The sequence below is a fragment of the Pedobacter sp. MR2016-24 genome, assembly GCF_026239655.1.
Taxonomy (GTDB): Bacteria; Bacteroidota; Bacteroidia; order Sphingobacteriales; family Sphingobacteriaceae; genus Pedobacter.
Genome location: NZ_JAPIVO010000003.1, coordinates 136,985 through 148,576, shown reverse-complemented (window position 1 = coordinate 148,576; position 11,592 = coordinate 136,985). Strand labels below are relative to the sequence as shown.

The 11,592-nt window shown below is 41.9% G+C and carries 10 protein-coding genes; 6 read left to right on the top strand and 4 right to left on the bottom strand.

Features of this window, described 5'->3' with window-relative positions; translation table 11 throughout:
* Positions 1-16: 16 nt before the first annotated feature.
* On the bottom strand, positions 17-823 hold the full coding sequence (locus OQX62_RS08355) for a DUF4249 domain-containing protein (protein ID WP_265831017.1): 807 nt from the start codon (positions 821-823) through the stop codon (positions 17-19).
* A gap of 5 nt (positions 824-828) precedes the next feature.
* Entirely contained in the window at positions 829-3,159 is a 2,331-nt protein-coding gene (locus tag OQX62_RS08350) for a TonB-dependent receptor (RefSeq protein ID WP_265831016.1), read from the bottom strand.
* Between the two features lie 694 nt (positions 3,160-3,853).
* On the opposite strand from OQX62_RS08350, the gene OQX62_RS08345 reads away from it, so the two are divergent.
* The 6 genes from OQX62_RS08345 to OQX62_RS08320 all read left to right on the top strand — a co-directional run bounded on the left by OQX62_RS08345 (position 3,854) and on the right by OQX62_RS08320 (position 9,800).
* Entirely contained in the window at positions 3,854-4,498 is a 645-nt protein-coding gene (locus tag OQX62_RS08345; RefSeq protein ID WP_265831015.1) for a DUF6266 family protein, read from the top strand.
* A gap of 2 nt (positions 4,499-4,500) precedes the next feature.
* Positions 4,501-5,157 (top strand): DUF6266 family protein, encoded by a 657-nt coding sequence (locus OQX62_RS08340; protein ID WP_265831013.1) that lies wholly within the window; start codon positions 4,501-4,503, stop codon positions 5,155-5,157.
* 238 nt (positions 5,158-5,395) lie between these two features.
* On the top strand, positions 5,396-5,734 hold the full coding sequence (locus OQX62_RS08335; protein WP_265831012.1) for a hypothetical protein: 339 nt from the start codon (positions 5,396-5,398) through the stop codon (positions 5,732-5,734).
* 7 nt (positions 5,735-5,741) lie between these two features.
* Positions 5,742-6,146: a GreA/GreB family elongation factor gene (locus OQX62_RS08330; RefSeq protein ID WP_265831011.1), complete on the top strand. Its 405-nt coding sequence runs from the start codon at positions 5,742-5,744 to the stop codon at positions 6,144-6,146.
* A gap of 118 nt (positions 6,147-6,264) precedes the next feature.
* Entirely contained in the window at positions 6,265-6,606 is a 342-nt protein-coding gene (locus OQX62_RS08325; protein ID WP_265831010.1) for a PadR family transcriptional regulator, read from the top strand.
* Positions 6,603-9,800: a DUF2723 domain-containing protein gene (locus OQX62_RS08320; RefSeq protein WP_265831009.1), complete on the top strand. Its 3,198-nt coding sequence runs from the start codon at positions 6,603-6,605 to the stop codon at positions 9,798-9,800. Before OQX62_RS08325 ends, OQX62_RS08320 begins: the two co-directional genes overlap by 4 nt.
* Positions 9,801-9,808: 8 nt before the next feature.
* Here OQX62_RS08320 and OQX62_RS08315 read toward each other — a convergent pair whose 3' ends face one another.
* Together OQX62_RS08315 and OQX62_RS08310 are read right to left on the bottom strand one after the other, a co-directional pair.
* Positions 9,809-10,525 (bottom strand): LytR/AlgR family response regulator transcription factor, encoded by a 717-nt coding sequence (locus tag OQX62_RS08315; protein ID WP_265831008.1) that lies wholly within the window; start codon positions 10,523-10,525, stop codon positions 9,809-9,811.
* A complete protein-coding gene (locus tag OQX62_RS08310) occupies positions 10,522-11,586 on the bottom strand; it encodes a sensor histidine kinase (protein ID WP_265831007.1) in 1,065 nt (354 codons plus the stop codon). Before OQX62_RS08310 ends, OQX62_RS08315 begins: the two co-directional genes overlap by 4 nt.
* Positions 11,587-11,592: the final 6 nt, after the last annotated feature.

Below are 11,592 nucleotides of genomic sequence, written 5' to 3'. Positions count from 1 at the left end.
AGCCCTTTATCAATGACTATTTTACAGTGACCTTCATCTTCTGCGATGTATGTGCACTAAAATAACCAAGTGCTTTATTGTCAATATTAGAAGGCGGATTTCCCGGCGTAACACCCCCACCCGGTCCGTTTTGCGACTGCTGACTCAGAGTAAACCAATAGTTGAAGACCGGTTTATCAATGCATTGCATCTCCACCTCCACTTCATCTCCGGCTTTCAGTTTTTCATTTTCATCATCGCTGTAAAACAGCACGTTAACCACATCATTCCCATTGCTCAATCTGTCATTATCCGCATAAACAACCCTGATCTGCACACCATTAATCTTCATTACCCAGCGATACTGGTTAACCCGGTCTGCAGGATCTTTAAAATGAACCTCAACCGCCTTAAAATCTTCGCTGCCGAAGGTGATTACCTTGATACTTAAACTGTCCAGATTGACCAATGTGGGTATCGTAGATACTGCGGTATAAGTAATATCTTTTGAGATGACCTTCATGGTATATTGCTGGCCGATCTGCCCCTGCAAAGCTGATGAAGTATAAGTCCCGGGTTTAGTTTCCGTAAAGACCCAGCTACGGCTGGATTCATCTGTTACCAAAACCTGCGCTCCTGTTATGGGCGGATACTGATTGCTGGTCGTATAAGGTACTGATTCACTCATCGTAATGGTCTGTACACCGGGTTGATCGTTAATATTCCCTTCTATGACGACCTGATTGGGAGAAGTGTTCAGTTTCACGTCGATCACTTTTTCACAGGAAGCCATACTTAAGGAGACAATGATAAAAAAGCAGGAGTATATGATATATTTTAACATGACAATTAGAATTTAAAGTTATAAGTGATAGAGGGAATAATACCGAAAAGACTCGTTTGCACTGCTTCCGTTTGCGTAGGATCGCTCTTTTTATCTCTGAACTGTATCGAATAAGGATTTTTGCGGTTAAGGGCGTTATATACACCAAAACTCCAGCTGGATTGATACTTTGCGGTCTGTTTAGCTTTCAGTGTTGCACTGATATCCAGTCTGGAGGTATAGGGCATTCTGTCGGCATTACGTGCGGTATAAAAATATGTAGTCAATCCACCAGTATTGTATTTTCCTGCCGGAAAAGTGACGGCATTACCCGTGCTGTAAATATAATTTGCAGAGAAAGTCCACCTTGGATTAAGGTTGTAAATACCTACCACTGCCAGATCATGTGTACGGTCCTGTTTTGCATTAAAATAGTTACCCTCATTGATTTCATCAAATTTGCGTTCTGTTTTAGACAGCGTATAACTTACCCATCCTGTTAATTTGCCTTTTGTTTTTTTAGCATAAAGCTCCAGACCATAAGCGCGACCAACACCATAAAGCAACTCCGATTCTACATTTGCATTGGCGGTAAGCTGGGCACCGTCTTTATAGTCGATCTGGTTCTGCAGCCACTTATAATACACCTCTCCCGAAAACTGGAAAGAATTGTCTTTGCTGTTCCTGAAATAACCCATTGCCACCTGATCGGCGAGCTCTGGTTTAATATTGTTACTGCTCATTACATACTGGTCTGTTGGTGAGCCGGTATTGGCGTTCGTCAGGATATGTATATTCTGTGTGTTGCGGTTATAAGAAGCCTTAATCGAATTTTCTTCATTTAAACTATAACTGGCAGAAAATCTCGGCTCGGCATAAATATAAGTTTTCACAAAGTCACCGCTCCCGCTGGTCGTAGATGAAGCAATCTCTCCCATGTTATCATAAGTACTGAAAGTACCCGGACCGAGCAGGGAGAAAGAACTAACGCGTAAACCATAAAGTATATTGAACTTATCAGTGATCGTCCATTCATCAGACGCATAAGCAGCCAATTCTAATCCATATCTGTTTTCTACCGATAGCGGATTAAAACTTGAATTCCCTGTTGTAGTAATATCTGACGGTGCAATACGGTGATGCGTAGCCTGCGCACCAAACCTGATCACATGTTTATTGCTGTAATACTGGAGATCCTGTTTCAGGTTAAAATCCCTGATCAATGAGGTCACCCGCGCATTGTTATCTGCATCAAGCAGCTCAATCGCGTAATTGTACTTATTGAAAATGAAGGAAGTATTGGAAAACAGTTTATCATTAAAAACGTGATTTAATCTCACCGTAGCAGTGGTATTGCCCCAGTCGTTAGCAAATAAGTCTTTGATCCCGATATTATCCTGTCCAAAATAACCTGAAACAAAAATGGTATTCTTGTCGTCAAACTGGTAATTCAGCTTGGCGTTGATGTCATAAAAATTCAGTGTATTGCTGTTGAGCGAAGAATCCGGCGAAGCCTTTAACAGGAGATCTATATAAGTTCTCCTGGCGCTGACCATAAACGAACCTTTGTCTTTTACAATCGGTCCTTCTACTTTAATGCGGGAAGCGATTAATCCTATCCCTCCTTCAACACCAAATTCCTTATTGTTACCATCCTGCATTTTAACATCAAGCACCGAAGATAACCTGCCGCCATACTGCGCCGGCATCCCTCCTTTGTACAGACTTACATCTTTGATGGCATCTGCGTTGAAAGTGGAAAAGAAACCCAGCAAATGTGAAGAATTGTAAACGGTTGCTTCATCCAGCAGGATCAGGTTCTGATCGGCTGCGCCACCACGTACGAAAAAACCCGTATTTCCTTCTCCGCCAGATTTCACACCCGGCAGCATCTGGATCGTTTTCAGCACATCTTTCTCACCAAAAAGTACCGGAACGTTATCGAGATCTTTCATATTAAGCTTGTCCAGTCCCATTTGCGGACTGCGGACATTGTCATTTTTTCTGGAGCCCGCGGTGATCACCACCTCATCCAGCGCTCCCTTATCTGGTTTAAGCTCGAAATTGAACTTAGCCGAAGAGCTGAGTGTAATCCTCTTGGTTGTGGCTTCGTAACCGGTATAACTGACAATAAGATTGTATTCTCCGCTATTGCCTGTCAGTGAATAAAATCCGTATGCATTACTGGAAGTACCAAACGACTGAGTTGTTCCCTGAATTTTAACGGTTGCACCAATGAGGGTTTCTCCCGTTGCAGCATCTCTGATGGTTCCGCTAATCGTAAACTTCTGCTGGGCAGATGCCGGAGAGAAAGCGTAAAGTAAAAAGAATAAGCATATTAAGCTCTTTTGTATCATGAATCTAGGGTTATTTTAAAGATGATCATCTGCACCTGCTATAGCAATTATATTAACGCGGGCAAAAATACCTTTTTCATCTGATTATATTGTTTTTTTAACATTATGAAGCCAGGGCGATTATAAGGATTGATGACCCATCCCAAATATGTTCCTGATGGTTTGATTTCAATACTGTTATCTCAGGTGTACGATCTGCCTATAGCCTATCCGTAATTGACGGGTATACTGGTATGTCCGGCAGGGTACTTTAAAAATATTTTAACCATACTAATGCCATACCTTATGTACCCCATATTTACACCAATTCTACTACTTAAATACCTCTAATTTACCATTTTGGTATAATAGTGGTAGTTCAATAGTAAATTAGGGGTACATATGATATGCTATAAACATGGTAAAATAATCCCTAAATAACCCTGCAAACCCAACTCAGACTAGGAACTGTATCGGATCAGCTCCTATACGTTATACCTTAAAGAATAATATTTCATCTAAAATGCATTTTCACACAAATAACTGTAATTAAATCATTGCTAACGACTTAACTTAGATTTAAGATATGACGGTTTAAAGAATGCAGCTTAAAATGATAGTGAAGGACACATGATACTCCATTCAAATCGGTTTAACTGCACTGCTTTTTAACCTCCTAAGACAAATAATTATTCACTTTAAATTTTAAAAAGAAATGGCGATCGTTACAAAAGGCCCTTATGTAGGATTCTCCGGGACCGTTGATGGATTAACTTATTATCAGCTCCCCAATGGAAAGACTGTGGTCAAAAGAAAAAACGGAAAAAGAACCAAACCCGCTGCACCAGGTCAGCTGCCAATCATGAATGACACCGCTATCTGTGCGCAATTCATGAAACCGCTTAAAGAGTTTGTAAAAATTGGCTATGACATTGAAGCCGGTATTTTACAGGATAACCCAAACAATGCGATGGTAAAACACATCAGAAAAAATGCTGTTGTGGGCGAATATCCAGAGAGAAAAATTGATTTTTCTAAAGTTTTGGTAACTAAAGGACTAATGCCTGCTCCTGAGGTGATCGCTACTGAAGTTACTGAAGAAGGAATTGCTATCCACTGGGATACCTCACTGATCCCTAAAAAGACCTTCTATAGCGATCAGGTGATTATCCTGGCCTTTTTCGCTGCATTGGGTGAAAGCCGTTATATCAGCGGAGGAGCGCAGCGTCACCTGGGATCAGATTTGTTAATCCTGGAAGGTATAGAAAAAGACGCTGAGATGGAAATCTATATAGCCTTCGTCAGTGACGACAGAAAGAACATATCCAACAGTGTTTACCTTGGACAATTTAGCTGGTAATTATGGCAACCACAAGTGGAGGCTCCATACTTGGAGGATATAGAGGAAAAGTAGGAACAGTTACGCTGAGCTCCTGGATGTCCATAGAGACCATGCGGTCCAATATAGTAAGGAAAAAGAAACTACCGTCAGAAAAACAGCTGGCACAGATAGGAATTATGAAACTGGTGTCCTCATTTTTGTCGCCTCTGTTAGGGATTATAAATATCGGTTATCAGCAGCCCAAATATCCGGAAATGACAAAAATGAATGCTGCGGTATCTTATCACATCAAGAATGCACTTGTTGGAGACGAAAAAAATCGCTTTTTTGATTTGAGTAAAATTCAACTCAGCAAACCCATCAAATCTACACAAACTGTCTGGAAGCCGGTGCTGGAGTCAGATACAGCGCTTCAGATTAAGATTAGCTGGGAATTGAACCCATTCCCATTAAAGTCTACGCAGCTGGATGATCAGGTACTGCTGGTCTTCTATCATAAAGAGCTGGACAGGTTTGACATGAGAGGGCAGATCAAAAGAGACGACCTGACGTTCACTTACATTGCCCCCAAAAATACTGTAGGCCATGAAGTTTTTTGTTATATGGTACTGACCTCTGCGGATGGAAAACTGGTTTCCCCGTCAAAATACCTTGGAGTGGTAACGGTAAAAGCATAAATTAAAAATTCAGAAAAGAGATTTTGTTTTCTGTCTTAAATTGATTAATTTTATAAGAATGAAGAAACAAAAGACAGCGATATTATATGAGCTGGCTCCCCTGAGCCATTGCTTCTGCTGTAAAATGTATTTTTTCTCGAATTTCAAGGACTTCAATACTTCTCCCCGGGCCTGATAAAAAATTTCCGGACCGGGGTTGTACCCATCTCAGTCCTTTATTCATTTTACCGTTTTTATCATGTTGCGAAATCTTAACAGGCTTCCGGCTAAACGCTATTTTACACCCATATTTTTAGTGCTGAATTGTATATTGCTTATTGTAGCACTATTTAACTCAAATTATTGGTTTCCAGTAATCTCTATACTGCTGTCAAGATTGGTCATGCTGCTGCATGTCAACAACAGACGTAAAGCGATAGACCGTTTGAAGAACAATTTCTGTACCCCTTTAATTAAGCCAACTAATTATACTGGCCCCGAAACAGCCAGTCCTGAACGGTTAAAAGCAATGAAACTACGCAGGTACCGTCTTACCAAAAGCAATAAATTAAGGATGGAAAATCATCCGCTCAATTAAATACATAATGATGAATACAAACATGCAGAACGCGGTTGTCATGACCCAGGAAGATTTTAATTTGTTAAAATCCTATGCGAATAAAAAAACAGTGATAAATAATGAAATGTCCTTAGCGAATGAGCTGGGCAGGGCAGTTATTGTTAAAAACGATGCATTCCCTCCTCACTGTATCAGGATTAATTCCGTTGTAGAGTTGTTAGATCTGGATACCTTAAAAACAATGAAGTTTACACTGGTGATGCCCGAAAATGCGGATATCAAGCAACAAAAAATCTCTATCCTCACACCTATCGGCGCGGCATTGATCGGTTTCAGAAAAACGGAAGAAGTGGTATGGAAAGTTCCTGCGGGTTTGAAAAAATTCAGGATCATAGAGGTTGTTAATCCCGAATGGATTACAACTCATTAGAAAAGATAGCAGGCATAGGGTCTCTCTTCTGCCAATTTTCATGAATGCAATGCTTAACATACAGATAATTAGCATACATAATTTCTCTATGTATAAAGGAAAATTATATATTTGTGGCATGAGTACAACCAACGGAATGTTAAAGGGCAGTTTACAAACCATCATTTTGAAATTGCTGCAGGAAAATGAGAAAATGTACGGTTATGAAATCACACAGAAAGTAAAAGAGATCACTAATGGTGAAATCAAACTGACTGAGGGTTCCATGTACCCCTCTTTACATAAAATGGAAGCTGAGGGCATGCTGAGCACGAGTACGGAATTGGTGGATAACCGGGTACGCAAATATTACTCCTTAACTAAGGAAGGACAGAAAGAAGTGGAAACCAAACTGCAGGAAGCCAAAAGTTTTATCGGAAACCTGGAGCTGTTACTTAACCTGAAAACGAAACTGTCATGAAAGTAACAGCACAACAGCAACTGGAGATACGCCGGCACCTGGCAGGGATTGTTATTGTACAGGATACGCTGGATGAGCTCTATGATCATGTGCTCACTGCATTGGAGCATCAGGAAGGAGATCGTTTTGAGATCAGTAGCGTAGAAAACCTGGTCAATACCGAATTTGGAAATATGATCAATACGGCGGCCGAGAAGAAAGATCATCAGCGATTGAATCATCTGTTTGGTGTGCTGCTATTTGCTGTAGCCCTGCTCACCTACTGGCTAACGATGGAACCTACGGTGAGTTTCTGGGATTGCGGGGAATTCATCGCCACTGCAAACAAACTGCAGGTGGGTCATCAGCCGGGTGCACCACTTTTTCTGATGATAGGAAAAATGTTCAGCCTGCTGGCCCTGGGCGATACCGCCAGAATAGCTTACTGGATTAACTTCAGTGCTGTATTAGCGAGTGCAGGGACAATTATGTTTTTATTCTGGACCATTACGGCGCTTGGCGCAAAGCTCTTCAGCAGAGAGAAAATAAAAACCAGATCGGTGAGTATAATCGCGGCAGGTGTAATTGGTGCCCTGGCTTATACTTTTTCTGATACTTTCTGGTTCTCAGCAGTGGAAGCAGAAGTATATGCCCTGTCCTCTTTGTTTACGGCAATCACTTTTTGGGCGATTCTCAAATGGGAAAGTCAGGGGAATGATAAATGGCTGCTCTTCATCGCTTTCATTGTAGGCCTTTCCATTGGTGTCCATTTGCTGAGTTTGCTGGTTATTCCCGCGGTAGCACTGGTTTACTACTTCAAAAAAGCGAAGGAAGTATCACTCGCCGGCACATTAAAGGCCTTTGCAGCGGGGATTTTGATCGTGGGATTGGTGCAATTCGCAGTGATCCAGTATTTTGTGCTTTTCGCTGCAAAAACTGATTTGTTTTTCGTGAATGGCCTCGGACTTCCTTTCGGATCCGGCGCTATCGCTTTTGTGATCGGGATCGGCGGAGTAATAACATGGGCGGTAGCTTACTCTATCCGTACTAAAAAATATAAGCTGAATCTGAGTCTGTTGTGCCTGGTGTTCATTCTATTTGGCTTCAGTTCTTATTTCATGATTATTATACGGGCAAATGCCAAACCGGCTATCAACCTGAGTAATCCTGATAATGCTTTTTCCCTTTATAGTTATCTGGGACGCACGAATTATGGCTCCACTCCTTTATCGTATGGTAATACTTTTGATGCCACGCTATTGGAAAATAAAGAGACTGGCGATACCTATAGAAAAGGTAAATCAGGATATGAAGTTTCGGGTAAAACTTACGATAGTAAATACGATAAAAACCTGCTGTTTCCGAGAACCTACAGCAGGGATGTGGATCATGTGAATTTCTACAAAGATTGGCTGAACTTGCGGGATGGTGAGTCGCCATCTTTTGTAAAGAACATGCAGTTTTTTACGTCCTGGCAAATGGGATTCATGTACTGGCGCTACTTCCTATGGAACTTTGCTGGTCGACAGAATGATAACCAGGGTCAAGGCGATTTGCAAAACGGCAACTGGCTATCTGGCATTAAAATTCTGGATACCATGCGCCTGGGAAATCAGACTGATCTGCCTTTAAGTATCACGGCCAATGAAGGCTATAATGTTTATTACAGTTTTCCGCTGCTTCTCGGTATTGCCGGACTCTGCTGGTTATACCGTAAAAATAAACAGACGGCGTTAATTGTGCTGACGCTTTTCTTTTTCACCGGGATAGCAATCATATTGTATCTGAATCAGCATCCGCTGCAGGTGAGAGAGCGGGATTATGCATATACAGGTTCATTTTATGCTTTCGCCATTTGCATAGGATTTGGTGTACTTGCCTTAAAAGATGTATTGAACAGGATCGCTGGCAACAAAATGAGTGTGTATAGTGCCGCGGTTGTCACTTTCCTGGCTGTACCCCTGCTGATGGCTATACAAGGTTGGGGCGACCATAACAGGTCGGGCAAAACTACAGCGGCAGCCTGGGCTAAAAATTACCTGAACTCCTGTGCACCGAATGCTATTCTGTTTACGAATGCGGATAATGATACTTTCCCCCTCTGGTATGCACAGGAAGTGGAAGGTTTTCGTACGGATATCAGGGTAATTTGTATTCAGTTTTTATCGGATGATGCCTATCTCAACCAGCTAAAAAAACAGCTCAACCGCTCCGCTCCTTTGCCACTCAGCATGCGGGAGGAAAAGTATGTAGCAGGTGTAAGAGACTACTTCCCTTATGTAGATTACGGCATTAAGGACAGTGTAGAGCTGAAAGATTTGCTGGCCGTACTCACATCTGATCATCAGGAAGATCAGGTGCAGATGGCCGATGGTAGTTTTATGAATTTCCTGCCCACAAGGAAGTTTAGGCTGACAATAAATGCGGAACAGCTGATAAAAACAGGTACGATAAATCCGGCAGAGAAAGAAATGGTTACACCGGCAATGGAATGGAACTTCACCAAAGCGTACGCCGGAAAGGGTGACTTGGCAATGATCGATATCCTGGCGACAAATAATTGGGAAAGGCCTGTTTATTATGCGACTACAGTGTCGGATGATACTTACATGGGATTGGACAAATACCTGTATCTGGAAGGATATGCTTATCGTTTATTGCCTTTTAAAACGAATGGTGATGACAGGGATAAAACCAGCAAAACGCATTCTGATGTGATGTATGCAAATATGATGAATAAACTCGATTTCTCAGCTTTCCACAAAGCAAAATACCTGGATCCGGAATCGCGGAGAATAGTGAATGGGACATGGGATTTGAATAATACACTGGCAGCAAATTTATTAATGGAAGGTAAACCCGTACAGTCAGCCAGAGTCATGGAAAAAAGCATGAAAGACCTGCCCATGAAAAACTATTCCATCAGGGATACCCTGAACCGTATGTATACCACAGAAAATTTATACGGACTGAACCGGATAAACAGCGCAAATAAACTGGCTAAGGAAACGAACGATTTCCTGTTGCAGGAAATGGACTATATCAGTACGCTTACACCAGAATTACAACAGGCCCGCATGCAGGAAATCAGACTTGCCTTATATGTGTGGGGCACGCTGGATAAAATGACCGCGACCTATGATCAAAAGGAATTGAATGGAGTGATCAAGGGCAATTTTAACCGGATGATGAATACCTTTGGTGTGAGGAGTTGAGCAAATGCTTAACTCCTGTTGTTAATGTATTGCATGAGTTCATCCCTGTAGTTATCTGTAAATGGGATATCTGCATCAGGAAGATACAACCTGTTCTTTTTTACGGACTGGATTTTGTCGAGTGCCACAATGTAGGAACGGTGTACGCGCAGAAATTTATCAGAGGGAAGTTTATCTTCCATATAGTGTAGTGTTAAACGTGGTACAGTTGGTCGCATTGCACGCAGCTGAAAGATTTTGATGTAGTCTTTTAAGCCTTCTATATGGGTAATGTCATCCATGTTGATCCTGACCAGCGAGTAGTCCGAATTCACAAAAAGGGAGTTCTGTTCTGCCGGAACCGCAGGTGCTGCCTGTTTGTTTTTCAACAGGTGAAGCTCCATCGCCTTGGTAGAGGCTTTCAGAAAACGATCGAATGCAACTGGTTTCAGGATATAATCCAGTACGTTGAGGTTGAAACCTTCCAGGGCATAATCTGCATAGGCGGTAATCATGATCACCATAGGTGCCTGCATCAAACCGCTCTGAAGCCATTGAATACCAGATAATCCAGGCATCTGTATATCCATAAAAATCAGGTCTATCTGCTCAGCAGCCATAACTTTCATCGCTTCATTCACATTTTTGCAGCTCGCGGCCAGCTCAAGAAATGGTACGAGGCGAATATTATCTTCGATCAGCTCTCTTGCGAAATGCTCATCATCAACAACCATGCATTTGATCATCTTAATTCTATTATTAGGTTTGTAGTGAAAATATTATGCTGTATCCGGGTATTGAGGGTATATTTGTTCTCGTAAAGAAGCTGGAGCCTGCGACTCACATTTTTGAGGCCTATGCCTGAATGAGGGTCTTTACTGTTGCTCATCGGTGCGATATGGTTTTCTACTTTAAAAAATAACATAGAGGCCACAGGGTCAATATGGATGCGAATGACCAGACTGGCTTCTTCACTGTTCACCATCCCATGTTTGAAGGCGTTTTCTACAAAAGGGATCAGCAGCATCGGTTCAATCTCAAATCCGTCCAGATTTTCAGAAATTTCCATTTCCAGGTTGAGATCGTCGCCAAAACGAAGGGCCTGCAGGTCGATATAGTTCCTGAGGTATTCCACTTCCCTGCTGAGCGGAATGCGGCTGTGATTGCTTTCGTATAAGACGTAACGCATTAGTGTGGATAGCTGGATCAGTGACGGCTCCATCAGGTCTGATTTCTTCCTCGCCAGTGCCACAAGCGTATTCAGCACATTGAACATGAAATGGGGACTAATCTGCGACCGTAAAAAGTTAAGCTCCGTTTTCAGGGTTTCCGTTTCCTGTTCCTTGCGCTTTTTCTCTTCTATAGTGTTATCTGTAATCAGCCGGTAGCTAAAGCTGATGCCTATAATGAATATGTAAATAGGGAAAGGCAAAGCCCCACCACCGGGACGATGGGGACGGTCGAAGGGAATGTTCCTGCTGTGTTCCGGAAATTCATGAAAAGGCATCAGGTATTGCTGAAGCAGAGCGGAGGAATACATCAGGAGTGCAACCGTTCCAGCTAAAGTAATGATATAGATTAGCCAGCCTTTTTTCCGGTAGATGAAGGGAAAGAGATAATAGGCATTAAAATAAAACAGGATGATCACAAAGCTATGATTGAAGATCATCCTGTACTTCATATGTTCAAAATATATGGGATTATCAGGACCACTGAAATATGGAAATAGCAGCAGCAGGATCCAGAACAGTACATGGACAGCACAAATGATATACTTATTTGAGGTCCAGCCGGACAAGCGCTTCATATTTTT

Coding starts and splice junctions, on each gene's coding strand:
- OQX62_RS08350 (WP_265831016.1), bottom strand. CDS start 3,159: ATGATACAAAAGAGCTTAATATGCTTATTCTTTTTACTTTACGCTTTC.
- OQX62_RS08310 (WP_265831007.1), bottom strand. CDS start 11,586: ATGAAGCGCTTGTCCGGCTGGACCTCAAATAAGTATATCATTTGTGCT.
- OQX62_RS08320 (WP_265831009.1), top strand. CDS start 6,603: ATGAAAGTAACAGCACAACAGCAACTGGAGATACGCCGGCACCTGGCA.
- OQX62_RS08335 (WP_265831012.1), top strand. CDS start 5,396: ATGTTGCGAAATCTTAACAGGCTTCCGGCTAAACGCTATTTTACACCC.
- OQX62_RS08325 (WP_265831010.1), top strand. CDS start 6,265: ATGAGTACAACCAACGGAATGTTAAAGGGCAGTTTACAAACCATCATT.
- OQX62_RS08330 (WP_265831011.1), top strand. CDS start 5,742: ATGATGAATACAAACATGCAGAACGCGGTTGTCATGACCCAGGAAGAT.
- OQX62_RS08315 (WP_265831008.1), bottom strand. CDS start 10,525: ATGATCAAATGCATGGTTGTTGATGATGAGCATTTCGCAAGAGAGCTG.
- OQX62_RS08355 (WP_265831017.1), bottom strand. CDS start 823: ATGTTAAAATATATCATATACTCCTGCTTTTTTATCATTGTCTCCTTA.
- OQX62_RS08340 (WP_265831013.1), top strand. CDS start 4,501: ATGGCAACCACAAGTGGAGGCTCCATACTTGGAGGATATAGAGGAAAA.
- OQX62_RS08345 (WP_265831015.1), top strand. CDS start 3,854: ATGGCGATCGTTACAAAAGGCCCTTATGTAGGATTCTCCGGGACCGTT.